Below are 24,706 nucleotides of genomic sequence, written 5' to 3' on the forward strand. Positions count from 1 at the left end.
AAGCCATTTCCTTCGAAAGGACAGGACATGAAACTCGGCTTGATCGCCGCACTGCTTGCGGTCTCCACCGCAGCGCTTCCCGCAACCGCATTCGCAGCCTCGACCAGCTATCCGCTGACGGTTGAGAATTGCGGACAGAAGGTGACCTTCGACAAGGCACCCAAGCAGATCGTTTCCATCGGTCAGGGCATGACCGAGATCCTCTATTCGCTCGGTCTTGCAGACAAGGTCGCCGGCACGGCCGTCTGGGTCGGCCCTGTGCTGCCGCAATATGCCGAGGCGAATGCGAAGATCAAACGGCTTGCCGACAACGATCCGAGCTTCGAATCCATCGTCGGGCTTGAGCCTGATCTCGTCGCTGCCGAATTCGAATGGTATGTCGGGCCGATGGGCTCGGTTGCCCAGCGCGAACAGTTCTCCGATATCGGCGTCAAAACCTATATCTCGCCGGCAGATTGCGTCGCCAAGACCAATCTTGAAGGCGGCGACGGCGTGCGCAAGGAACTGTTCACGATGGACCTGATCTATCGGGAAATCGCCGAACTGGCCGAAATCTTCGACATCCAGGATCGTGGCGACACGCTGATCGCCGACCTCAAGGCGCGTGAAGCGGCAGCCGTCGCCTCGATCAAGGGCGCGGAAGCGAAGAACCTGCCGATCGTCTTCTGGTTCTCCAGCAAGGAAACCAAGGGCGACGCCTTCATCGCCGGCAAGAACAGCGCCCCGGCCTATATCCTGAAGACACTCGGCGCCAAGAATGTCGTGACGACGGAAGAAGAATGGCCGCTGGTCGGCTGGGAGACGATCGCCCAGGCGGATCCGGCCGTGATCGTCATCGCCACGATGGACCGCCGTCGCTACGCTGCCGATGATCCGGCGGTAAAAGTCTCCTTCCTCGAAAACGACCCGGTCGTCAGCCAACTCGATGCGGTGAAGAACAAGCATCTCGTGATGATGGACGCGCAGTCGATGAACCCGACGATCCGCACGATCGACGGCATCGAAACGCTTGCAAAAGGCATCCAGTCCTTCGGACTTGCGAACTAGGCCATGCCGCCTGCACCGCCCGCCATCCGGCCGGGCGGTGTTTTCCGGCACCTCATCCGTCATCCGAAAGGACAGGACATGAAATACGGCCTGATCGCCGCTCTTGTTGCGCTTCTCCTCACCACCCTCACCTCAACGGCATTCGCCGCCCCGACCAGCTACCCGCTGACGATCGAGAATTGCGGTTCGAACGTCGTCATAGAAAAGGCTCCGCAACGCGCCGTGGGCCTCGGCCAGAACAGTACCGAGATCCTGCTGATGCTCGGCCTTGCCGACCGCATGGCGGGAAGCGCCATCTGGGTCTCGCCGGTTCTGCCGGAACTTGCTGCAGATAATGAAAAGGTCCACCGCATCGCCGCCAACACGCCGAATTTCGAGGCCGTGGTCGCGCGCGAACCGGATTTCATCGCTGCACAGTTTCTCACCTCCGTCGGGCCACAGGGCCGTGTCGGCACACGCCAGCAGTTTTCCGATCTTGGCGTGCCGAGCTACGTGTCCCCCACCGATTGCGCGGTGACGGATAACGCGGCTTCGGATGGCGCCCGCAAGAAGATGTTCTCGATGGATCTCCTCTACCAAGAGATAGACGAACTCTCTCGCATCTTCGATGTGGCCGATCGCGGCGAAAAGCTGATCGCGGAGATCAAGGCTCGAGAAGCTGCCGTGCGCGCCCGCGTTGCCGAAAAGGCGAAGGATGTCAGCCTCGTCTACTGGTTCTCGTCTCCGGAAGTTACAGGCGATGCCTGGGTCGCCGGCAAGAACGGCGCTTCGGGTTACATCACCGAAGCTCTCGGTGCGACGAATATCGTTGCATCGGAGCAGGAATGGCCGCTGGTCGGCTGGGAAACGATTGCCGCAGAAAACCCGACGGTGATCGTCATCGGCACGATGGACCGCCGCAACCAGCCTGCCGATGATCCAGTGGCAAAGAGACAGTTCCTCACCACTGATCCGGTCGTCAGCAAGCTCAACGCCGTCGAGAAAGGCCATATCGTCGAGATGGATGCACAAGCGATGAACCCGACCATCCGCACGATCTCCGGCCTTGAGACCGTCGCTGCTTCCCTCGAACGCTTTGGACTTTTGCAGTGACGCCATCCCGCATCAGGCTCTGGACCGCCGGCGCTGCCGGCGTCCTCCTCGTCGTCGCCGCCCTTCTCCTCGCCATGACGGCGGGGGTTGCGATCGGCGAGATGACCATTCCAATGAAAACCACGGTCGCGGCAGTCACAAACCGTCTCGGCCTCACGGATATCGCCGTGCCGCGTATCCAGGAAGCGGTGATCTGGGATTATCGCCTGTCGCGCTCGCTGGTTGCCGCCTTCTGCGGCGCTGGCCTGGCGCTTTCCGGCGCGATCCTGCAGTCGCTCTTACGCAATCCGCTGGCTGAACCCTATGTGCTCGGCATATCCGCCGGCGCCTCGACGGGTGCCGTGTCCGTCATGCTGCTCGGCTTCGGCGCAGGCGCGATCTCGCTGTCGGCGGGGGCTTTTGCCGGTGCACTGCTCGCCTTCGCCTTTGTCGTGATGCTCGCCAGCGGACGGCAGACGGCGGACAGGACGATCCTGGCCGGTGTGGCGGCCTCGCAGCTCTTCAATGCGCTGACCTCCTACATCGTCTCGACATCGGCGAATGCCGAGCAGGCCCGCAGCGTAATGTTCTGGCTGCTCGGCAGCTTTGCCGGGGTGCGCTGGCCGGATGTGGCGCTGGCCGCGTCGGTCGTGAGCATTGGGCTTGTCGTCTGCATCTGGCATTCCCGCGCGCTCGACGCCTTCACCTTCGGGGAGGATGCAGCCCGCTCGCTCGGCATCGCCGTCCAGCGGGTGCGCATCGTGTTGCTGCTCGTCACCGCGCTGATGACCGCCACCATGGTCAGCATGGTCGGCGCGATCGGTTTCGTCGGGCTGGTCATCCCGCATGCCGCCCGCTTCATCGTCGGGCCGGGACATATGCGGCTCCTGCCCGCCTGCGCCCTTGTCGGCGCGCTGTTCATGGTGGTGGCCGATATCGTCTCGCGCATCATCATCGCGCCGCAGGTGCTTCCCATCGGCGTCGTCACGGCGCTGGTCGGCGTGCCGTTCTTCTCGGTCATCCTCTACCGGGCAAGGAGGGTCGCATGAGCGCTCACTTGATGCTCGCCGCCAATGCGGTGCGCTGGCTCGCCGGCCGCAAGGTCATCGTCGATGGCGTTTCTGTCTCGGTAGAACCGGGCCAGACCCTCGGGCTGATCGGCCCGAACGGCTCGGGAAAATCCTCGCTCATTCGTCTATTGGCGGGTCTCAGGGCCCCGGCTGAGGGCGATGTCCTGCTCGACAACCGCAAGATCGCCGGCTTCGGCCGACGCGAGCTTGCCCGCCGTGTCGCCGTCGTCGAACAGCATTCGATGACCGAGGCAAATGTAACGGTGCTGGATGTGGTGAAGCTCGGGCGCACGCCGCATCGTTCGGCGCTTTCCCCTTGGACAAGCGCCGACGACGAGATCGTCGAGAATACCCTTCGCCGTGTCGGCCTTACCGACCGGCGTGACCAGTTCTGGCATACGCTTTCGGGCGGCGAGCGGCAGCGGGTTCAGCTTGCCCGGGCGCTGGCGCAGTCACCTTCGGTCCTTATCCTCGACGAGCCGACCAATCATCTCGACATCCAGCACCAGATCGACATCCTGCGGCTGGTCGAGGATCTTTCGGTGACGACGGTGGTGGCCATCCACGACCTCAACCTTGCCGCCCGTTTCTGCGACCGGATCGCTGTGCTGTCGGAGGGTAAACTCGTCACCTGCGGACCACCCGCGGAGATCCTCACCGAGAAGATGATCGCCGACGTCTTCGGGGTCGAGGCACATGTCTCCACCTCCGCCCATCACGGCCGTCTCCATATTCAATTTCTGATGTAGGCAAGGTACATGCAGAACTGGTCGATCAAGGACGAAATCCGCGACTACTGGAGCCTTCGCGCCGAAACCTACGACAGCAGCCCCGGCCATGGCATCGCCAAACATGCTGAGATCGAAGCCTGGAGCCGGCTGATCCGGCGCCATCTCGGCGACGGAGGCGGTAGAGCAGCGCTCGATCTCGCCTGCGGCACGGGCGTGATGACGATGCTGATGCACGGCCTCGGCTTCAAGGTGACGGGACTGGACTTCACCGAGCCGATGATGGCGCGTGCAAGGCGCAAGTCTGACGAGGCGAATGCCGCGATCCGGTTCCTGACCCGCGATGCGGAGGAGACGATGGAGCCGGATAATACTTACGACGTCATCATTGCCCGACATCTCGTCTGGACGCTCACTAATCCCGACCAGGCGTTTTCCGACTGGCTGCGCATCCTGAAACCCGGCGGCCGCCTGCTGATCATCGACGGCGATTTCGTCCGCCAGCACTGGCTGGAAAGGCTTCTACCCGTGCTCGACCGCGTTTTCGGCAAACAGCAGGATGGCCACAGCCTGTTGACGCCGGAACAATGGGCGCATCACGAACGGATCGTCGGCCAGGTGCATTCAAGGACGGGATCAGGGCGGACGATACGCTGCAGCTTTTCAGGACTGCAGGTTTTGGCGAGCTGAAGATCGAGACGGATCTCGCCGACATTCGCCGCAGCCGCGGCATCAAGCTTCTGTCGCGTAAAGGCCTTGCCTCGACGCTGCAGCACCGTTTTGCGATATCCGGCCGAAAGCCGCTCTGACTAGAGCTTCGGCTCTTCGGTCAGCAGCGTCGCGACGAAGTCGAAAAGGCCGTGCCGGCGGTCGCGGCGGACGCGCTCGGCGTTGACGATGCAGTTGACGTGGCCAAAAGCTTCATCGAGATCATCGTTGACGATGACATAGTCATATTCGCGCCAGTGCTCGATCTCGGCACGGGAGTTCAGCAGGCGCGTGCGGATCACCTCTTCACTGTCTTCGGCACGGCGGTGCAGGCGCGACTGAAGTTCGGTCATGGTCGGCGGCAGGACGAAGATCGAGACGATATCGGCCTTCATCTTTTCCTGAAGCTGCAGCGCACCCTGCCAGTCGATATCGAACAGCATGTCACGGCCCTCGGCCATCGCCTGTTCGACCGGCTCGCGCGGAGTGCCATAGAAATTACCGTGCACCTCGGCCCATTCCAGCAGTTCGCCATTGTCGCGCATGCGCTCGAACTGCGGGATGGTGATGAAGTGATAGTGCTTTCCGGCAATTTCGCTCGGACGCTTCGCACGAGTCGTGACGCTGATCGAGATTTCCAGGCTATGATCGTCTCTGAGCAGGTTGCCAGCGATCGTCGATTTTCCGGCACCGGAGGGAGACGACAGTACGAGCATAAGCCCGCGTCGGGCAATTTTCGTATCTGCCTTGTCTGACGATGTCGGGGCCGGGCTCATCTCTTACTCCAGATTCTGGACCTGTTCGCGGAACTGGTCGATGACGACTTTCAGTTCGATGCCTGCAGCCGTTACAGCAGCAGAATTGGATTTGGAACAGATGGTATTCGATTCCCGGTTAAATTCCTGTGCAAGGAAGTCGAGCTTGCGGCCGATCGGCCCGCCTTTTTCCAGAAGCTCGCCGACTGCCGCCACATGGCCCTTCAGCCGGTCGATCTCTTCGCGCAGGTCCGCCTTGGTCGCCAGCAGGGCCACTTCGGCATAAAGCCGGTCGCGATCGAGCGCCGCCTTGTCCTGCATGATCTGGTCGAGCTGGAGGTTCAGGCGGCGGGCGATCTCTTCGGGCGAGCGCGACGCATCGGTCTCGACGATATGGGTCAGTTCAGCGATACGGGCCACATGGGCTGCAAGGACAGCGCGCAATGCCGCCCCTTCGGTCTCGCGCATGCGCTTGAGGTTCGCAAGCGCAGTGGTCAAGCCGGACAGGATCGCCGCGTCGCGGGCGAGAAGCGCATCCTCGCCATCCTCCTGCTCGCGGATATCGACGAGGCCACGGATCGAGATCAGTGTATCGAGGCGCAGCGGCGACGGATCGATGACGTCCTTCAGTTCTTCACGCAGCGCAAGTACGGCTGCCAGTGCATCGCGATTGACGACCGCTTCCATACGCGTCTCGTCCACCGAGATCGTAAGCGACGCCTGGATATTGCCGCGCGAAAACGCCTCACCGACCATGCGGCGGGTGTCCGGCTCCAGCCGCTCGAGCCCAGGCGGCAGGCGCAGACGTGCATCCAGTCCCTTGCCGTTGACCGATCGCAGCTCCCAGACAAAGCGGCTACGCCCGCTGACACCTTCGCTGCGGGCAAAACCGGTCATCGACTGCAATGTCATTCAATCTACTCCATAAGCGTGCCACCGCTTGGCGCGGTGGCAGAAATTCTGGTCAGTTGCCTGTCGGCCTTTCGGCGTCCGCGCCGTCCGGCTGGCCGTCAACAACCTCTTCCGCCGCGTTTGCTGCAGCAGCGGTGCCTGCCTTGCGCTCGGCCTCAATCCTGCGCCAGCGCTTGACGTTGGCATTATGCTCTTCGAGCGTCGGCGCAAAGACGTGACCGCCGGTGCCGTCGGCAACGAAATAGAGATCCTTGGTGCGCCACGGGTTGGCGACGGCTTCGAGTGCTGCACGGCCCGGATTGGAAATCGGAGTCGGCGGCAGGCCCTTGATCTTGTAAGTGTTGTACGGCGTCTCTTTCTGCAGGTCGGACCGATAAATCGGGCGATCGGATGGTTTTCCATCACCGCCGAAGATGCCGTAGATGATCGTCGGGTCGGACTGAAGGCGCATGCCTTTCTGCAGCCGGTTGAAGAAGACCGAGGCAACGTGGGCGCGCTCGTCATCCTTGCCGGTCTCGCGCTCGACGATCGAGGCCAGAACGACGAACTCTTCCTTCGTCTTGATCGGCAGGTCCGGGTCGCGGCGCTCCCAGATCTGGTCGATCAGCTTCTGCTGGGCAGCATGCATCTGCGACAGGATTTCGGAACGGTTCGTCCCGCGGGAGAATTTGTAGGTATCCGGGCGAAGCGTGCCTTCCGCCGGCAGGTCGGCAGGAAGATTGCCTTCCAGAATTGTGTCCTCTCTCAGTCTGAGCGCCATCTGGCGGACGGTCAGGCCTTCCGGCATCGAGATCGAATAGAGGATTGACTTGCCGGATTCCAGAAGATCGGCGATCTCCTGCATCGTGGCATGAGCCTTGATCTCATATTCGCCGGCTTTGAGGCTACGGCGATTTTCGGCAGAACCGGCGTAACCGAGATTGACCGAGGTAACGTAACGGAAGACCCGTGCATCCTCGATGATCTCGTTGCGCTCCAGGCTTGTGGCGATCTCGGCAATACCTGCGCCTTCGCGCACGACGAAATTGGTATTGGCTGCAAGAGGGCCAGGGCTGTGATAGCTGGACAGCGCGTAATAGAAAATCGCGGCACCGGCGAGGCACACAAGCACGATCATCGTCATCACGAAGTTGAAGAAGATGATGACCTGGCTGCGGGCTTTCTTTGAACGTCGCGGCGGATCCGGCACGCGTTCCGGCTTCAGGGCTTCGTTCGGTGATTTGGGAATGATCGGGCCGCGGCTGCTGCCGTTGCTGGCTGCATTGCCACCGCTGGACGGAAGCTCGCCACCATTATCGGAATTGCTCAACCGCACCCCCCTTTGCACTAATCGGAATCATTGCCCGCTGTTTGGCCAAGCAATACGGCAAAAAGCAGGTTCAGAATATGATGTCGGCCAGACAGTAACGTCCAGCCGACGATGGAGGCGATCACAATTACGCGTCGTAACGCTTCAGAACGAGCGACGCATTGGTGCCGCCGAAGCCGAAGGAGTTCGACAACGCGACGTTGACGTCACGCTTGCGGGCCTGATGCGGCACGAGATCAATTGCGGTCTCGACATCCGGATTGTCGAGATTGAGTGTCGGCGGCACGATGTTGTCGCGGATCGCAAGTGTCGCGAAGATCGCTTCAACGGCACCGGCGGCACCAAGAAGGTGGCCGATCGCCGACTTGGTCGACGACATAGAAACCTTCGAAGCCGCATTGCCGACCAGACGCTCGACAGCGCCGAGTTCGATCGTGTCGGCCATGGTCGATGTGCCGTGGGCGTTGATGTAGTCGATATCGGAGGCAGACAGGCCGGCGCGCTTCAGCGCCATGGTCATGCAGCGGAACGCGCCATCGCCATCTTCCGACGGCGCGGTGATGTGATAGGCGTCGCCCGACAGACCGTAGCCGACAACCTCGGCATAGATCTTGGCGCCGCGGGCCTTGGCATGTTCAAGCTCTTCGAGAACCACGACGCCGGCGCCCTCGCCCATGACGAAACCGTCGCGGTCGCGGTCATAGGGGCGCGATGCTTTTTCCGGATTGTCGTTGTGCTGGGTCGACAGCGCCTTGCAGGCGGCAAAACCTGCGAGACCGATACGGCTGACCGGAGATTCCGCGCCACCGGCGACCATCACGTCGGCGTCGCCGAAAATGATCAGCCTTGCGGCATCGCCAATCGCGTGGGCACCGGTGGAACAAGCGGTGACGACGGCATGGTTGGGGCCGCGAAGCTTGTGCTTGATCGACACTTGTCCGGAGACGAGGTTGATCAGGCGGCCGGGAATGAAGAAAGGAGAGATACGGCGCGGTCCTTTGTCGCGGAGCGTATAACCCGCCTCGACAATACCTTCGAGACCGCCAATGCCCGAGCCGATCATCACGCCGGTCATGATCTGGTCTTCATCCGTCTGAGGATGCCAGCCGGCATCTTCCAGCGCCATATCGGCGGCGGCCATGCCGTAAAGAATATAGGGATCGACCTTGCGCTGTTCTTTCGGTTCCATCCATTGATCGGCATTGAATGTGCCGTTGGAACCGTCGCCGACCGGAATGCGGCAGGCAATCTTTGCCGGCAGATCGTCAACTTCGAATTCGGTGACCAGTCTCGCACCGCTCTGGCTGGCGAGAATGCGCTGCCAGGTAACTTCCGTTCCGCATCCAAGCGGTGATACCATGCCGGTACCGGTGATAACGACACGCCTCATCGCCAACAACCCACCCCGTATTTCATGATCAAATTGCTGAAACGGCCCGAACTAGCGGGCCGTCATGTGAGATCGATGCCCGCAAAACGCGGGCAATCGTCCCAGATATGTCGTCGATTAGGCCTGTGCCTTCTCGATGAACTTGACCGCGTCACCGACGGTCAGGATCGAGTCAGCAGCGTCGTCCGGGATTTCAACGCCGAACTCTTCTTCGAACGCCATGACCAGTTCGACGGTGTCGAGCGAATCCGCACCCAGATCGTCGATGAAGCTTGCGCCTTCAACAACCTTGTCGGCATCAACGCCGAGATGATCAATAACAATTTTCTTAACGCGTTCTGCGATATCGCTCATGTCGGTTTCCTCGACCTTTATCTTTCACCGGATACCCATTGAGGCATCCTCGTCCTGTTAAACCTTCAACTGCACCTTATCGGGTGCCGATGCCGGCAAACCCCGCCACCCCTTTTCCGGTTCCGTGCATCATTGCTCACGCAATATGACGACCTGAATTTCAGGGTGACTTTTCACAGTCATGGCCCGATTAACACGGTTTGACTGTTCCGAAAAGCCAGAATTTGTTCCCTCCCACAGCGCAGAACCCTTGTTCTCCACTGGTTTTACGAACAAAGCCCGGCAATCAGATCATTGCCATGCCACCATTGACGTGAAGCGTCTGGCCGGTGACGTAGCCTGCCTCGTCCGAAGCGAGATAGAGAACCGCCGCTGCGATGTCCGATCCGGCGCCCATGCGCTTCATCGGGATCGCGCCCATGATGGCTTCCTTCTGCTTTTCGTTCAGCTTGCCGGTCATGGCGCTTTCAATGAATCCCGGAGCCACGCAGTTGACCGTCACGTTACGGGTGGCGATTTCCTGGGCGAGCGACTTGGAGAAGCCGATCATGCCGGCCTTAGACGCACAGTAGTTGGTCTGGCCAGGATTGCCGGTAACGCCGACGATCGAGGTGATGTTGATGATGCGGCCGTGGCGGCGACGCATCATCGGATGGGTCAGCTCGCGCGTCAGGCGGAAAACCGAGGTGAGGTTGACTTCCAGAACCGCATCCCAGTCCTCGTCCGACATGCGCACGAACAGGCCATCCTTGGTGATGCCGGCATTGTTGACGAGAATATCGACGCCGCCGAGAACTTCCTCAGCCTTCTCGCCGAGCGCCTTGACCTCGGCACGATCGGACAGGTTGGCCGGGAAGATATGGACGCGATCGCCGAGTTCTGCGGCCAGTGCCTCAAGCTTTTCGACGCGGGTACCGTGCAGGCCGACGACAGCGCCCTGTTTATGGAGAAGGCGGGCGATCTCTTCGCCGAGGCCACCGGTAGCGCCGGTGACGAGTGCCTTGCGGCCGGTCAGATCAAACATATCGAAATCCTTTTCTTCAGCCGAGAATGGCAGCGATTGCCGCGTCGATATCGGCCGGGGTGTTGACGGCTACGCCAGAGATATTCTTGTCGATGCGGCGGGCAAGACCCGTCAGCACCTTGCCGGAGCCGATTTCATAAAGCGTGGTCACGCCGTTCTGACCGAACCACTCGACAGTTTCGCGCCAGCGGACCTGGCCGGTAACCTGGGTAACCAGCAGCTGCGCGATTTCTTCAGCATCGGAAACCGGGGCGGCGCGCACATTGGCAACGACCGGCACGACCGGGCTCTTCTTTTCGACCTTGGCGAGCGCGTGACGCATGGCGTCGGCGGCCGGCGCCATCAGGTCGGAATGGAAGGGAGCGGAGACGGGAAGCATGATGGCGCGCTTGGCGCCCTTTTCGGTCGCAAGGGCCGCTGCCTTTTCGACAGCTGCCTTGGAGCCGGAGATGACAAGCTGTCCGCCGCCATTGTCGTTGGCGATCTGGCAGACGCCTTCTGCCTTTGCCTCAGCGCAAATGGCGTCGACATCAGAGTGTTCGAGGCCGATGATCGCAGCCATAGCCCCCTGCCCGACCGGAACGGCCGACTGCATAGCATCACCGCGGATGCGCAGAAGCTTCGCCGTATCCGACAGCGAAAAGGTGCCGGCGGCACAGAGCGCCGAATATTCACCGAGCGAATGACCGGCGACATAAGCGACCTTGTCGGCCAGCACGAGACCACGCGCTTCGAGCACCCGCATCGTGGCGATCGAAACAGCCATCAGCGCCGGCTGGGCGTTTGCCGTCAGTGTCAGCGTGTCTTCCGGGCCATTCCACATGATGTCGGAGAGTTTCTGGCCGAGCGCCTCATCGACTTCCTCGAAAACCGCGCGGGCTTCCGGATAGGCTTCCGCGAGGTCCTTGCCCATGCCGACCGCCTGGCTACCCTGACCCGGAAACGTGAATGCAATGCTCATTGGGATAATCCTTCCCTTATGTTTTGCCTCTCCATTCACATTTGAACCTTGAGAGTCAAGGGTAACACCCTGCGGCGGCCCTGCCATTCCAAAGCAAATCGGCCCGGAGCGGTGGTTTGTCGAAGCGGTTTGAGGCGAAATAGAGACCGGGGCGCGAAGTTGATCGCGTGATGCCCTTGCGATTCATCAACCGGGCGCTAAAGTCCCCCGCCTTGTCTTTCCTCCCGGCCCCTCCCTCCCGGCCTCCTCATCCAGGACTGCATTGATGAAGTACAACAAACTCGGCCGCACAGACTTTTCCGTGTCCGAAATCTGCCTCGGCACCATGACCTGGGGCACCCAGAACACCGAAGCCGAAGCGCATGCCCAGATGGATTATGCCGTCGAACACGGTGTCAACTTTTTCGATACGGCTGAACTTTACCCGACAACGCCTGTCAGCGCCGAAACCTATGGCCGCACCGAACAGTATATCGGCACATGGCTGAAGAAACGGGCCAAGCGCGGGGATATCGTGCTTGCCACCAAGATCGCCGGCGCCGGTCGTCCGCATATCCGTGAGGGCCGCCCGATCGAGGCTGCGACCATTCGCGAGGCGGTCGATGCCAGCCTCAAGCGGCTGCAGACCGACTATATCGATCTTTACCAGATCCACTGGCCAAACCGCAGCCACTATCATTTCCGCAATTCCTGGACCTTCGACGCCTCGACCCAGGACCGAGAAAAGTCCATCGCCGACATTATCGAAAAGCTGCAGACGCTGGATGATCTGGTAAAGGCCGGAAAAATCCGCGCGCTCGGCCTTTCTAACGAGACCGCCTGGGGTACGATGCAATATCTACGCCTGGCGGAAGAAAAAGCGTTGCCGCGTGTCGCGTCGATCCAGAACGAATACAATCTGCTTTACCGTACTTTCGATCTCGACCTCGCCGAAGTCGCCCATCATGGCGATGTGGGCCTGCTCGCCTACTCACCGCTCGCAGCCGGCCTGCTCACCGGTAAATATCTCAACGGAGCCCGCCCCGCCGGCACGCGCGCGACCGTCAATACCGATCTGGGCGGGCGGCTGCAGCCGAAACAGGAACCAGCGGTCAAGGCCTATGTCGATGTGGCAGCGAAACATGGGCTTGACGCCGCGCAGATGGCGCTGGCTTTCTGCCTCGCTCGCCCCTTTATGACTGCAGCCATCATCGGCGCCACCTCCATGGACCAGTTGAAGATGGATATCGGCGCGGCAGATGTTTCGCTTTCCGATGAAGTGATGAAAGACATCGCCGACATCCACCGGCAGTACCCGATGCCGATCTGATCCACCCCATGCCAACCTCCACGACAAGGTCGCCGGTCGTGTCGTGGAAGTGCCCGAGGACTACTCAACCCGCTACAATTGGCGACCCCTCCTTATACAATCTACGATTGATTGCGCAAGCTATATGCAACCATTATCTATGGTTGCATATAACGGGAGGATCACGCCATGGTAGACGTAAACGTCGAAATCAAAGCAGAAGATTCGCCGATTTCGAACGCGGTGGATCTGTATTACAGCCAACTATACGAGATCTTGAACCCGCAAACGGAACAAAAGATCGCGCTCAACAGCAGCCTCGTCACCTTCGACATCATTCCCCAGGCGCCGATGTTTACGGAATATGTTTTCCGCGCCTTTGCCGACAGGACGGTGACAATTTCACCCACCGAATATGGTCCCGTCGCCCTGGGTGTAGCCAACACGAACGACAGGTATTCATTCTTCTTCACGGAAGTTCTGAAACAGGCCGTATTCAAGCTGGACACCGCGCTACGGCAAGACATCGTCGACAAGATCGACCTTATAGACAGGGAAGTCCGCCAAAGCCGGCAGGAACTTCAGCTCTTCTACCAGACAATGTTCACCGCCTGGAACTCCTATGCCACGCAGAATGGCGTCGCCGCAGATGACGCCTATTACCTCGACAAACAAACGGCTTTTTTCAACACGAACAACTTCGCCGAACAGATCAGCTATTACAAGAACATCATCTCTGACGGCCTTGTCCGCATGCACATCCTGCGCGACGCGCAATATCCGGATGTGGAGGCAAGACACATATCCTCGCTGCTCAAATACGCGACGCTCGACCAGTATCTGATGCCGCGACCAAAAGATCCGATACTCGAAGAGATCAACAAATACGACCCGATCCGATTGGGGCAGGCATACATCTACAACAACCTGAACTATTTCGAGCCATCCGTCGAAATCCGTCCGTCCGGATATCTACCGAAATTCCTGACAAATATCGGCAAGCGCTCCGTGTCGATCGAAAAGACCGCGGCTGCGACCCACCAGCATGATGTCAGCTGGAGCGCCTCCGGAACGGCCCGGAAGTGGTTCTTTTTCAAGGCAAGTGCCAGTGTCTCGAGCGAGAGCCACCTCAAGGAAACCGTTGCGGCGACCAACAGGGTCGGAATGGCTTTCGAGAACATGGCGGAATACTGGGTCAATCGCGGCCCGTGGTTCTCGTCGGGCGTTTTTGCATACAAGAGGATCCGCGAGGTTCTTGCCGCAAATCCGATTTATGCCGGTCTCCTTGGACACGCCATCTCGTCCGTAATCCTTGGCCGCGGCCTGGAACTCACCCTGTATTTCGACAAGGTGTCGACATTCTCCGAATGGTCGAAATTCACGGCGTCGGCCAGCGGCTCATTTTCCGTTTTCGGCATGAATATTCCGGCTACGTCCGGTTCGATGTCGGATTACAAATTGAACACCCGCGAGTCCGAAGACAAGAAGAGCGTCACCTTTCTCGACGATCCAGCACATACCCGGCTGCTCGGATTTAGGGTCGACAAGCTCTTCGATGGGGCTGAGGAGTTTGCTCTTGCCGCATCCCCTTACATCGACGAGGTCGGCCCCGACGACAAGGCTATTTCATCCCTGGGAACGTGGAGTTCTGCAGTAGATACATCTGCCGAAAAAAGAAAAAACAAGCTGCTCAAGATCGCGACAGAAAAGCTCCTCGACTGAGGTTCGCAAAGATGCGTTTGCTGGCGAAAGTCGTTGTCTTGATATTGTCGGCCACCTCTGCGACCGAGGCGGCCGACATGCCCGAAGCGGGCAAAGGCACCCGTTGCTCCTGCGGCGAAAACACCGCGGCCCAGGCACCCGTTGTCACACGCTCCTATCCAATCTGCTATTTCAACAAGAAGCCCGGTGACGAGGAACTGGCCCGGCTGGAGCAGAAGCTGATCGAATTCATGAAGCCCTATATGCCAAGTGGCGTTCTGCAGACGGGAATGTCGCCAAACAATCGCTGGATCAGCGTCAAGGGAATGCAGTCGGGACACATCGCCTTGAAAAAGGTATGGCCCCAGATAGGCTGTTACGGCAACTATGTGACCCAATCCGAATATGTACAGCACAAACGTTGCACTGGTTACCTTGAGCAGCTTCTAAAACAGAACTCCTATACGTTTTCAGGCGAAACAAGCGATGGAGACGGCATTACCGGGCAGTTGTTTTGTGACGGAAAATGATCGCCCCTTGCCTTTCGCCTAAAAATCCGTATAAGCCGCCGTGTTCGAAACACCCGGTCTTCTGGCTGGTGGCTGTACGGAGGGCAGGTTCGCTCAGGCGAGCCTCAGGGACGAAAGCGTTCCGGCCTCCCGTGTCTCCGCTCTCGACCGTCTCGAAACAACAACTTTTCTTGCCGGCCTTTTGGCCATCAGGAGCAGTCGTTGAGGCTTAGCCGCCGAACCCGGGTGCAAAACAACCGCAAGAAAAGGCAAAGCTTACATGGCTCTTTACGAACACGTATTCCTTGCCCGGCAGGATATGTCCGCTCAGCAGGTTGATGCCCTCGTCGAACAGTACAAGGGTGTCATCGAAGCTAACGGCGGCAAGGTCGGGCGCGTCGAAAACTGGGGCCTCAAGTCCCTGACGTACCGCATGAAGAAGAACCGCAAGGCTCACTACGCCCTGATGGACATCGATGCTCCGGCTGCTGCCGTGCACGAAATGGAACGTCAGATGCGCATCAACGAAGACGTTCTTCGCTACATGACGCTCGCCGTCGAGAAGCACGAAGAAGGCCCGTCTGCCATGATGCAGAAGCGCGACCGTGATGACCGTCCGCGTGACGATCGTGGCCCGCGCCGTGACTTCGGCGATCGTGGCCCGCGCCGCGAATTCGGCGATCGTCCTCCGCGTGAAGGCGGCTTCGAGCGCGCACCGCGCCCGTCCGCTCCGCGCGAATCCTAATCTGGGCCTCAAGGAGAAAACACAATGGCTGACGTATCCTCGTCCCCGGCACGCCGTCCTTTCCATCGTCGTCGCAAGACCTGCCCCTTCTCGGGCGCAAATGCACCGAAGATCGACTACAAGGACGTTCGTCTCCTGCAGCGCTACATTTCCGAGCGCGGCAAGATCGTACCTTCGCGTATCACCGCAGTTTCCCAGAAGAAGCAGCGCGAACTGGCCCAGGCCATCAAGCGCGCCCGTTTCCTCGGCCTGCTGCCGTACGTCGTATCGTAATTGATACCGGACCCGCTGATCAAAAATCAGCGGGTCTACTCCCTTCCGTGTTGGGCGCGGATCGGAAACGAACTACAAACCCCATGTTGGGGATGAAGTGCCTATCAAAGTGATTCAGGCCCGTCCCCTAACTGCTTTATCCGGCAGGACAGCGAGAGCGTAATGAACAAGACACAGACAGTGCTGCCCACCGGCATTCTGGCCGGCGTCGTTGCCACCCTCCTCGTGATGGGTGCCGGCACGCAATCGTCTTTTGCCGCCGTTCTTTATGCCGCCTCTGCTCTTCCGATCTTCATCGCCGGCCTTGGCTGGGGTAACCGCGCAGCCATTACCGGCATCGTCACGTCGGGCATTCTCGGCGCAGTTCTCATCTCGCCGATCTTCGCCGTCACCATGGCGATCTTTACGCTGATCCCGGCCGGCTGGCTGTCGCATCTCGCCAATCTGGCGCGTCCGGCCTCCGAACTCGGTGGCCCCGACAATCTGCTCGCCTGGTATCCGATCTCCGACATCCTGCTGCATCTGTGCGGCCTCGTGACGATCGCCGTCATCGCGCTTGGCGTCGCCATCGGTTACGGACCGGAACTTGTAGGGCAAATCGTCGACGTGCTCGGCTCCGCGCTGCAGACGCAGGAACCCGGCCTGTCGCTTACCGCTGCCGATATCGGGCAATTGAAAAGCACGATGCTGCTCACGTTGCCGATGGTTCAGGGCGGCATATGGGTCATCCTGCTGTTTGCAGCCTTCTATTTCGCCATGCGCATCGTCTCGCGCTCGGGCCGCGCGCTTCGCCCGCGTGAAGACATGCCGTCGGCGCTGCGCATGAACCGCCATGCGATCTACATTTTCCTCGCCGGCATCGTCATGACCTTTTTGGGCGGCGTACCGGCAATGATCGGCGCCACAATCTGCGGTACATTCGGCGCAGGTTTCCTGATGTCGGGTTTCGCCGCCATCCATTTCCGCAGTCAGGGCAAGGACTGGCGCCTGCCGGTCCTCGTGCTCGCATACCTCTCCTCCATGCTCGTCATTCCTGCCTTCGCGATCCTCGCTCTCGGTCTCACGGACACCCGCCGGACCATCGCGCTGACGCCGGCAAAGGGCAGCACGGATCAGAACACAACCAATCCAGACAATTGAGAACTAGAAAGGAACTCCAACATGCAAGTCATCCTGCTTGAACGCGTACCGAAGCTCGGCCAGATGGGCGAAACCGTAAAGGTTCGCGACGGTTACGCTCGTAACTTCCTGCTGCCGCAGGGCAAGGCACTTCGCTCCAACGAAGCCAACAAGAAGCGCTTCGAAAACGAGCGCGCAACGCTCGAAGCTCGTAACCTCGAGCGCAAGGGCGAAGCCCAGACGGTTGCCGACGCACTCGCCGGCAAGACCTTCGTCATCGTTCGTTCGGCTGGCGAAACCGGCCAGCTCTACGGTTCTGTTGCTGCTCGCGACGTGATGGACGCACTGGCTGCAGAAGGCTTCAACGTCGGCCGCAACCAGGTAGACCTGAACCACCCGATCAAGGCAATCGGCCTGCACGAAGTAACACTCCACCTGCATTCGGAAGTCGAGATCCAGATCTCGGTCAACGTTGCCCGTTCGGCCGAAGAAGCAGAACGTCAGGCACAGGGCGAAAGCCTCACCTCCGCTGACGCCATCTACGGCGTTGACGAAGACGCACTGCGCCCGGAAGACTTCTTCGATCCGGAAGCTGACCGCGACGGCGACGAAGAATAATAGATCTCTCGCAGATTCGTCTGTGACAGCGCCCGGCCTCACGAAGGCCGGGCGTTTTTTTGTCTCTTTTTGCGGGTAAGATGGCGTTTGCTCCGGTGAGTCGCGGCCTGTTCGCACCACTCCTGCGACGTCGGCCCGAATGAGGCACAGTCAACCGGATTTGTCGCTTCATTACGTTTTTTGTTTCGCGTAAATGACGCCCGCTGTGGATATCTGTGGGTAACATCCGAAGGCAAAATGCACGGTTTCGGGTCGGTCCAGTTATCACTAGAACCGAGGCCTTGAACGGACAGGACGGGTAGAAGATCATGAACGAAGTTCCGCGCAACATGGGGTCGCTCAGCAACAAGGATGCAGCGCCGCATTATCGCGAGGCGCCGAACAATATCGAGGCGGAACAGGCGCTGCTCGGCGCGATCCTGGTCAACAACGACGCCTATTACCGCGTCTCGGACTTCTTGAAGCCGCCGCATCTCTACGAACCGCTGCATCGCAAGATCTACGAGGTTGCCGGTGACATTATCCGCATGGGCAAGACCGCCAACCCGATCACGCTGAAGACCTTTCTTCCGGCCGATGACAAGGTGGGCGACCTGACTGTCGCGCAGTATCTCGCACGTCTTGCCGCCGATGCGGTGTCGATCATCAATGCGGAAGACTACGGCCGGGCGATCTACGACCTGGCGCTTCGCCGGGCGCTGATCACCATTGGCGAGGATGTCGTCAACATCGCCTATGATGCGCCGCTCGACATGCCGCCGCAGAGCCAGATCGAGGATACCGAACGCCGCCTGTTCGAACTGGCGGAAACCGGCCGTTACGACGGCGGCTTCCAGTCTTTCAACGACGCCGTTGCGATCGCCATCGACATGGCGGGGCAGGCATTCGAGCGCGACGGCCAGCTTTCCGGCATTTCCACCGGCATCATGTCGCTCGACGGCAAGATGGGCGGTCTGCAGCGCTCCGACTTGATCGTGCTCGCAGGACGCCCCGGCATGGGCAAGACCTCGCTTGCCACCAATATCGCCTATAACATCGCAGCGGCTTACGAACAGGAAATCGCGCCCGATGGCTCGTTCAAGGCCAAGAACGGCGGCGTCGTCGGCTTCTACTCGCTCGAAATGTCGTCCGAACAGCTGGCCACCCGTATCATTTCCGAGCAGACGGAAGTGTCATCGTCAAAGATCCGCCGCGGTGACATTACCGAAGCCGATTTCGAGAAGCTGGTCGCCTGCAGCCAAATGATGCAGAAGGTGCCGCTGTTTATCGACCAGACCGGTGGTATCTCGATCGCCCAGCTATCGGCGCGCGCCCGCCGCCTGAAGCGCCAGCGCGGCCTTGATTGCCTGGTGGTCGACTATATCCAGCTGATGACCGGTTCGGGCAAGTCGGGTGAAAACCGCGTGCAGGAAATCACCCAGATCACCACGGGCCTGAAGGCGCTCGGCAAGGAACTCAACGTGCCGATCATCGCGCTGTCACAGCTGTCGCGCGGTGTCGAAAGCCGCGAAGACAAACGCCCGCAGCTCTCCGACCTTCGTGAATCCGGCTCGATCGAGCAGGACGCCGACGTCGTGCTCTTCGTGTTCCGTGAGGAATATTATGTAAAGAACATGGAGCCCCGCGACCTGGCCGATCCGAAATACCCGGAATGGGAAGCACATATGGAGCGCGTCAAAGGTACGGCCGACGTCATCATCGCCAAACAGCGCCACGGACCGACCGGCACGGTCAAGCTCGCCTTCCAGTCCGAATTCACGCGCTTTGCGGACCTCGCCGAGCCGAGCTTCACGCAATACGAAGAACCCTGATCGAAAAGCCTCGCCGGCATTACACCGGCGAGGCTGAGGGTCGCGGGCTAACTCAGGCCGCGTTGTAAAGCCGTCGCGTAACGAAGCCTGAACCGTTCAGAGCATTCAGGGTCTTGGCGATGGCAAGTACGGCCAGGTCCGCCAGCGGCTCGATCAGCACGACCGACATATAGGCAATACCGAACGTGCCGATCGCCATAAGATTTTCGCTTGCGAAACCGGCGCCATAAAAGGCCCAGAAAGCCACCCAGGCGACGACACCGGCCTGATAGGCGGTCGATAGCTGGAGCGCCTGCCTATAGGTGAGATCGACATAGGCCGTGCCTGGCGAAATGATACGATCCGCCAGCGATTTCACCGCAAACAATGGCACCAGCAGCGTCGTGACGTTCATTCCAAACTGCGGCAGGTCTTCCGGCGCGAAGAACATTCCCTGGATCATCAGACCGAGCGCTAGCCCGATTGCCGCCGGCGCTGCGCCGAACAGCAGGAACAGCGTCGAGCCGAGAATGAAATGGACCTCGGATACGCCGACTGCGTAATGCGGCAGAAGCTCGAAGAAAGAGAAGACAGCCGCTGCAGTAACTGCAGTGCGCGAGACCAAGGAGACAAGCCCCTGTTGCCGGATCGTGTCTCGCGCCAGCTTCAACGTGAAAAGTCCCGCCCCTGCAGCAGTGGCGTAGCTCAGAATGATTTTGGCCCCGTCTACGAGGCCCGGTTCGATATGCATGTGTGCTCCTGTCCGTCACACCCGACGGTCGTTGATTGATAAGATGCACACGGTCGGTCTCCTGACTCGCGGGTCGATGCCTTGTCGAACCTTCCCATGGCGCGAGGCCACAGTGGTGTTTCGCAAAGCTCGCCGCTCACAGTCGCGGGGGCGGTCGGGTTCAACAGATGCTGCCCTTGTTCCCATGCGGTCAACGGATGTCGGCCGCACCATGTGCGGGAATGGGGTAGCAATTTCCCGCAGAGGCAGCAAACAACAGCAGCCGAAATCGCACCGATCTATCGCTGTCATAGGGTCGCATGCAGCAAGACGGGATCATAGGTGTTGCTGCGTGCACTCCTGGGCCTTCAGCCATTTGCGAATGCGCGCTCTTGCATTGGCATAGGGCGATGCGGTGTTGAACTGGATCATGCGCCCCTTGGTCCATTTGCCGTACCAGCCTTTGCCGTAAAGCTCGTCATTTGACCGGTTGCTGATTGTCGAGACCAGCTGCTCCTTCACCGTCCTCAGTCGTTCCAACCGCTCGGGCCAGTCCAGTGCGTCATGGTCTGCGTAGAACTTTTGAGCAAGCGGCCCCAGTTCGTTCCACTTGAACCCGGTCTCCGGAAAATCGATCGCCTCACCCCGGTCATCCCGATCGAGCCATTTCAGCACCAGTTCGTTCCAGCCGATGAGGTATGCGACGAGATCGGCCGGGCTCATCATCGAGCCTGCCATGTGGCCCTGCATGGATGCCTCCCTCGCCCGGGCCTTCGGAACGCGGGCAAGATCGTCCCAAAGCCTGTTGAAGGTCGTGGAGACCGCCGCAAGAAGTTCCTGCCTGGAACCGGGTACAGCCATGGAGTGCCTTCAGATACTGGTCGAATACAGCATCTAAGCTACGCCTCTCTCCACGGGATATGAAGCCTTCCGGCTGTCGCAGCCGGGCACCGACCCTAGGATTGCTGCACTATTATTGTGGTGTCAAAAGCCTGTACGGAGAACCTTATTCTTTACCCGCGGCCTTTTTCCAGCCGGCAAAAAGGTTAGGATCGGCCACTCCGATTTTTCAAAAGCATATTCAGTTGAGACCGCCATGACAGAACAGACCGATTTTGACAGCGACGAAACCTATCTGGATGATTTCGATATCGCGCCCGTGAGATTGACGGTCGATCTCGGCGCACTCGTCGACAACTGGAAGGAAATGGCACGCCGCTCTGGAAGGGCTTCAACCGCCGCAGTCGTCAAGGCGGATGCCTATGGTCTGGGGCTAGAGGACTGCGGTACGGCGCTCTATGAAGCCGGCGCACGGGATTTCTTCGTTGCCGCGGTGCAGGAAGGCGTAACCTTGCGCACCTATGCACCGGATGCCCGCATCTACGTGCTTTCCGGCATATGGCCGGGCCAGGAACGGATGTTTTACGAAAACGATCTGGTTCCGGTGATCATCTCCGAAGAACAGCTGGCCTTCTGGATGTCGGTCACGGCCGAACATGGCGACCATCCTTGTGCGCTGCATATCGATACCGGCTTCAACCGGCTTGGCCTTCCCGCGGAAGAAGCGATCGCCTTTGCCGAGGATGTCTCGCGGCCGGCAAGTTTCTCACCCGTTCTCGTCATGTCGCATCTTCACAGCGGCGATTCGCCAGCCTCGCCGCTCAACCGATCACAGCTTGAGTCTTTCCAACGGGTTGCGGCGGCTTTCGAAGGCGTTCCGACAAGTCTTTCGGCCTCCGCCGGCATCTTTCTCGGCCCCGAATACCATTTCGATCTCACCCGGCCCGGCATTGCCGCCTATGGCGGTGAAGCGGTCAACGGTATGCAGGCGCTGAAACCCGTGGCAAAGGCGGAAGCACGCATCATCCAGATCCGCGATGCGCCGTCCGGTTCGACCGTCAGCTACGGTGCCACCCATCAACTCTCGCGCAACAGCAGGCTTGCCGTTGTGTCGGCCGGTTATGCCGACGGCTACCTGCGTTCGCTGTCCGGTTCCGGCGTACCGCTTCGGGCTGGCGGCGCACCCGGCGCTTTCGGTTTCATCGCCAACAGGCGCGTGCCCGTGATCGGCCGGGTTACGATGGATCTGACGATCTTCGACGTGACCGACGTACCCGAAAACGAAATCCGCACCGGTGACTATATCGAACTGTTCGGCCCGAACATCGCACTCGACGACACCGCACGCGCCGGCGGCACGATCGGTTACGAACTTCTGACCGCGCTCGGGCTGCGTTATGAACGGCGCTACATTTATCCGGACGATTGATATCACCGCCGTCTTGTCATCACCCGCCAGTTTCGCTTAAAAGGCCATTGGTTCCGCTTTTGTTCTTGCGGGTATCCGAGATATTCAAGGCGGCGATCAAATCTATGGCAAAAACCAAAACCCAATTCGTGTGCCAGAACTGCGGCACGGTGCATAGCCGCTGGGCCGGCAAGTGCGACGGCTGCGGCGAGTGGAACACGATCGTCGAGGAAGACCCGATGGGCGGCATCGGCGGCGGCCCCGGCAAGGCGCCGAAAAAAGGCCGCGCAGTGGCGCTGACCACTCTGTCGGGCGAGACGGAACAGGCTCCGCGTATCTTTACCGGCATTTCCGAACTCGACCGCGCCACCGGTGGCGGTTTCGTGCGTGGGTCTGCGGTGCTGATCGGCGGCGACCCCGGCATCGGCAAGTCGACGCTGCTGATGCAGGCGGCAGCAGCACTTTCACGCCGCGGCCACCGGATCATCTATGTCTCGGGCGAAGAGGCGGTTGCCCAGGTGCGCCTGCGCGCCCAGCGCCTCGGTGCGGCGGATTCGGACGTGCTGCTTGCTGCGGAAACCAATGTGGAAGACATCCTTGCCACGATTTCCGAAGGCAAGCGCCCCGATCTTGTCATTATCGATTCCATCCAGACGCTGTGGAGCGATACGGCAGATTCGGCCCCCGGCACCGTCACCCAGGTGCGCACCGGCGTGCAGGCGATGATCCGCTTTGCAAAGCAGACGGGTGCCGCCATGGTTCTCGTCGGGCATGTGACGAAGGAAGGCCAGATCGCCGGTCCGCGCGTCGTCGAGCACATGGTCGATGCCGTGATTTATTTCGAGGGCGATCGCGGCCATCACTATCGCATCCTCAGAACGGTCAAGAACCGTTTCGGGCCGACCGACGAAATCGGCGTGTTCGAAATGTCCGATAACGGCTTGCGCGATGTTTCCAACCCGTCCGAACTGTTTCTCGGCGAGCGCAATGCCAAATCTCCGGGTGCCGCCGTCTTTGCCGGCATGGAAGGCACACGGCCGGTTCTGGTCGAGGTACAGGCGCTTGTAGCAGCCACTTCGCTCGGCACGCCGCGCCGCGCCGTGGTCGGCTGGGACAGTTCGCGTCTGGCAATGATCCTTGCCGTGCTCGAAGCCCATTGCGGGGTCAGGCTCGGCCAGCACGATGTCTATCTCAATGTCGCCGGCGGCTACCGTATTTCGGAACCGGCAGCCGACATGGCGATTGCATCGGCACTCGTTTCGTCGCTCGCCGGTGCGGCCCTGCCTGCCGATTGTGTTTTCTTCGGCGAAATCAGCCTTTCAGGCGCCGTACGCCCGGTGTCGCAGACATCCCAGCGCCTGAAGGAAGCGGAAAAACTCGGCTTTGCCGGCGCCATGCTGCCTGCCACCTCGGCGGAACTGCCGAAGAACGGCAGCGCCCGCTGGACGATGATCGAGGACCTTCCCGATCTTGTCGCCCGCATTGCCGGGTCCGCCAAGAAACTGGGGAAAGGCCATGAAAATGCCGGAGAAGATGATTGATCTTCCGTTAATGAGTTGGCTGATGTAAGACACTGCGCCCAATGCTGGAATGCCGGGCGAAAATGCCGGTTCCTCCGGCAGGTGTGGAACGGCAGGTTCTGGAGTAGAGTTTACATGCCCATTACGATCTTCGACGGTATTGTCATCGGCGTCACCCTGTTTTCTGCGGTGCTTGCCATGGTCCGCGGCTTTTCCCGCGAAGTGCTGTCGATCGCCAGCTGGGCCGGCTCGGTTGCCGCTGCCTATTATCTTTATCCGCTGGCTGTGCCTTATGCGGAAAAATACACGTCCGATCACCGTATCGCGATTGCCGCCTCTGCAGGCGTGATCTTTCTGATCGCGCTGATCGTGATCTCCTTCATCACGTCGCGGATCGCCGATTTCATCATCGACAGCCGCATCGGCGCGCTCGACCGCACGCTCGGCTTCCTTTTCGGCGCTGCCCGCGGCATCCTGCTGCTCGTCATCGCAACGGCCTTCTGGAACTGGCTGGTGCCGGTCAAGGCGCAGCCGACCTGGGTGGTGGACGCCAAGTCGAAGCCTTTCCTCGATACGCTTGTCGGCCGTCTTGAAGCCGTATTGCCCGAGGATATCGAGCCGCAGATCCGCGCGCGCATCACCGGCAAGGAAGAAGCGCCGGCGGATGTTCAGCCCGGCCAGGAACTGCCGCCGGTGGGCGACGCACCTGCTACAAATAATTGACGCTGTGTTGCGCTTGATGCAGCGCAATTCGTCACCATTTGTGGTATGACTTGAATTCAGGTAGAGAGCGGGCTGGCACCGGGGACGAAAATTCCCCGGCCGGCCTTTCCATT

Annotated in this window: 25 protein-coding genes and 1 riboswitch; of the genes, 16 read left to right on the forward strand and 9 right to left on the reverse strand. The window is 60.0% G+C overall.

Annotated features, from left to right (window positions below):
* The first annotated feature begins 27 nt into the window (after positions 1-27).
* The 5 genes from JZX87_RS14550 to JZX87_RS14570 all read left to right on the forward strand — a co-directional run bounded on the left by JZX87_RS14550 (position 28) and on the right by JZX87_RS14570 (position 4,606).
* Complete coding sequence (locus JZX87_RS14550; protein WP_206826407.1) at positions 28-1,047, forward strand: ABC transporter substrate-binding protein; 1,020 nt, start codon at positions 28-30, stop codon at positions 1,045-1,047.
* 78 nt (positions 1,048-1,125) lie between these two features.
* Positions 1,126-2,139, forward strand: coding sequence for an ABC transporter substrate-binding protein (locus JZX87_RS14555; RefSeq protein WP_206826567.1), 1,014 nt, complete (start codon positions 1,126-1,128; stop codon positions 2,137-2,139).
* A gap of 74 nt (positions 2,140-2,213) precedes the next feature.
* Positions 2,214-3,167, forward strand: a complete 954-nt coding sequence (locus JZX87_RS14560) for a FecCD family ABC transporter permease (RefSeq protein ID WP_206826568.1) — start codon at positions 2,214-2,216, stop codon at positions 3,165-3,167.
* A gap of 8 nt (positions 3,168-3,175) precedes the next feature.
* Entirely contained in the window at positions 3,176-3,937 is a 762-nt protein-coding gene (locus JZX87_RS14565; RefSeq protein WP_206826569.1) for an ABC transporter ATP-binding protein, read from the forward strand.
* Between the two features lie 9 nt (positions 3,938-3,946).
* A complete protein-coding gene (locus JZX87_RS14570) occupies positions 3,947-4,606 on the forward strand; it encodes a class I SAM-dependent methyltransferase (RefSeq protein WP_353654197.1) in 660 nt (219 codons plus the stop codon).
* Positions 4,607-4,725: 119 nt separating this feature from the next.
* Here the strand turns inward: JZX87_RS14570 and gmk are convergent, their stop codons facing one another.
* The 7 genes from gmk to fabD form a co-directional block, all read right to left on the reverse strand.
* On the reverse strand, positions 4,726-5,400 hold the full coding sequence (gmk, locus tag JZX87_RS14575) for a guanylate kinase (protein ID WP_183827318.1): 675 nt from the start codon (positions 5,398-5,400) through the stop codon (positions 4,726-4,728).
* A gap of 3 nt (positions 5,401-5,403) precedes the next feature.
* Positions 5,404-6,291 carry a YicC/YloC family endoribonuclease gene (locus JZX87_RS14580; protein ID WP_206826409.1) on the reverse strand — a complete coding sequence of 296 codons (888 nt, stop codon included), beginning with the start codon at positions 6,289-6,291 and terminating at the stop codon, positions 5,404-5,406.
* Between the two features lie 52 nt (positions 6,292-6,343).
* Positions 6,344-7,600 (reverse strand): endolytic transglycosylase MltG, encoded by a 1,257-nt coding sequence (mltG, locus tag JZX87_RS14585; RefSeq protein ID WP_206826411.1) that lies wholly within the window; start codon positions 7,598-7,600, stop codon positions 6,344-6,346.
* 127 nt (positions 7,601-7,727) lie between these two features.
* Complete coding sequence (gene fabF, locus JZX87_RS14590) at positions 7,728-8,990, reverse strand: beta-ketoacyl-ACP synthase II (protein ID WP_183827327.1); 1,263 nt, start codon at positions 8,988-8,990, stop codon at positions 7,728-7,730.
* Positions 8,991-9,107: 117 nt separating this feature from the next.
* Positions 9,108-9,344 carry an acyl carrier protein gene (locus JZX87_RS14595; protein ID WP_003502080.1) on the reverse strand — a complete coding sequence of 79 codons (237 nt, stop codon included), beginning with the start codon at positions 9,342-9,344 and terminating at the stop codon, positions 9,108-9,110.
* 286 nt (positions 9,345-9,630) lie between these two features.
* A complete protein-coding gene (fabG, locus tag JZX87_RS14600; protein ID WP_206826412.1) occupies positions 9,631-10,368 on the reverse strand; it encodes a 3-oxoacyl-[acyl-carrier-protein] reductase in 738 nt (245 codons plus the stop codon).
* A 16-nt stretch (positions 10,369-10,384) separates the two neighbouring features.
* Positions 10,385-11,329: an ACP S-malonyltransferase gene (gene fabD, locus JZX87_RS14605; RefSeq protein ID WP_206826413.1), complete on the reverse strand. Its 945-nt coding sequence runs from the start codon at positions 11,327-11,329 to the stop codon at positions 10,385-10,387.
* A gap of 265 nt (positions 11,330-11,594) precedes the next feature.
* Here fabD and JZX87_RS14610 point away from each other — a divergent pair, with 265 nt between their 5' ends.
* The 8 genes from JZX87_RS14610 (at position 11,595) to JZX87_RS14645 (ending at position 19,393) form a co-directional block, all read left to right on the forward strand.
* On the forward strand, positions 11,595-12,638 hold the full coding sequence (locus JZX87_RS14610) for an aldo/keto reductase (protein ID WP_206826414.1): 1,044 nt from the start codon (positions 11,595-11,597) through the stop codon (positions 12,636-12,638).
* A 168-nt stretch (positions 12,639-12,806) separates the two neighbouring features.
* Positions 12,807-14,339 (forward strand): hypothetical protein, encoded by a 1,533-nt coding sequence (locus JZX87_RS14615; protein WP_206826415.1) that lies wholly within the window; start codon positions 12,807-12,809, stop codon positions 14,337-14,339.
* Between the two features lie 11 nt (positions 14,340-14,350).
* On the forward strand, positions 14,351-14,848 hold the full coding sequence (locus JZX87_RS14620; protein WP_206826416.1) for a hypothetical protein: 498 nt from the start codon (positions 14,351-14,353) through the stop codon (positions 14,846-14,848).
* Between the two features lie 259 nt (positions 14,849-15,107).
* Entirely contained in the window at positions 15,108-15,572 is a 465-nt protein-coding gene (gene rpsF, locus JZX87_RS14625; RefSeq protein ID WP_206826417.1) for a 30S ribosomal protein S6, read from the forward strand.
* Between the two features lie 24 nt (positions 15,573-15,596).
* Positions 15,597-15,845: a 30S ribosomal protein S18 gene (rpsR, locus tag JZX87_RS14630; protein WP_112457119.1), complete on the forward strand. Its 249-nt coding sequence runs from the start codon at positions 15,597-15,599 to the stop codon at positions 15,843-15,845.
* Positions 15,846-16,007: 162 nt separating this feature from the next.
* Complete coding sequence (locus tag JZX87_RS14635; RefSeq protein WP_183827342.1) at positions 16,008-16,985, forward strand: DUF2232 domain-containing protein; 978 nt, start codon at positions 16,008-16,010, stop codon at positions 16,983-16,985.
* 21 nt (positions 16,986-17,006) lie between these two features.
* Positions 17,007-17,582 carry a 50S ribosomal protein L9 gene (gene rplI / locus JZX87_RS14640; RefSeq protein WP_148145411.1) on the forward strand — a complete coding sequence of 192 codons (576 nt, stop codon included), beginning with the start codon at positions 17,007-17,009 and terminating at the stop codon, positions 17,580-17,582.
* Positions 17,583-17,890: 308 nt separating this feature from the next.
* Positions 17,891-19,393, forward strand: coding sequence for a replicative DNA helicase (locus JZX87_RS14645; RefSeq protein WP_183827345.1), 1,503 nt, complete (start codon positions 17,891-17,893; stop codon positions 19,391-19,393).
* Positions 19,394-19,445: 52 nt separating this feature from the next.
* Here JZX87_RS14645 and JZX87_RS14650 read toward each other — a convergent pair whose 3' ends face one another.
* Positions 19,446-20,123 (reverse strand): energy-coupling factor ABC transporter permease, encoded by a 678-nt coding sequence (locus tag JZX87_RS14650; RefSeq protein WP_206826418.1) that lies wholly within the window; start codon positions 20,121-20,123, stop codon positions 19,446-19,448.
* A 34-nt stretch (positions 20,124-20,157) separates the two neighbouring features.
* Positions 20,158-20,352, reverse strand: a riboswitch (cobalamin riboswitch).
* An 86-nt stretch (positions 20,353-20,438) separates the two neighbouring features.
* Positions 20,439-20,963 carry a ClbS/DfsB family four-helix bundle protein gene (locus JZX87_RS14655; RefSeq protein WP_206826420.1) on the reverse strand — a complete coding sequence of 175 codons (525 nt, stop codon included), beginning with the start codon at positions 20,961-20,963 and terminating at the stop codon, positions 20,439-20,441.
* Between the two features lie 235 nt (positions 20,964-21,198).
* On the opposite strand from JZX87_RS14655, the gene alr reads away from it, so the two are divergent.
* The 3 genes from alr (at position 21,199) to JZX87_RS14670 (ending at position 24,593) form a co-directional block, all read left to right on the forward strand.
* Positions 21,199-22,371 carry an alanine racemase gene (gene alr, locus JZX87_RS14660; protein WP_206826422.1) on the forward strand — a complete coding sequence of 391 codons (1,173 nt, stop codon included), beginning with the start codon at positions 21,199-21,201 and terminating at the stop codon, positions 22,369-22,371.
* A gap of 104 nt (positions 22,372-22,475) precedes the next feature.
* Positions 22,476-23,891 carry a DNA repair protein RadA gene (gene radA / locus JZX87_RS14665; protein WP_206826424.1) on the forward strand — a complete coding sequence of 472 codons (1,416 nt, stop codon included), beginning with the start codon at positions 22,476-22,478 and terminating at the stop codon, positions 23,889-23,891.
* A gap of 114 nt (positions 23,892-24,005) precedes the next feature.
* The gene (locus JZX87_RS14670) at positions 24,006-24,593 is read left to right on the forward strand and encodes a CvpA family protein (protein ID WP_148145417.1); all 588 of its coding nucleotides are present in this window, start codon (positions 24,006-24,008) and stop codon (positions 24,591-24,593) included.
* Positions 24,594-24,706 lie beyond the last annotated feature (113 nt).

It is taken from the genome of Agrobacterium sp. Ap1 (assembly GCF_017313375.1).
GTDB classification, from domain to species: Bacteria; Pseudomonadota; Alphaproteobacteria; order Rhizobiales; family Rhizobiaceae; genus Neorhizobium; species Neorhizobium cellulosilyticum.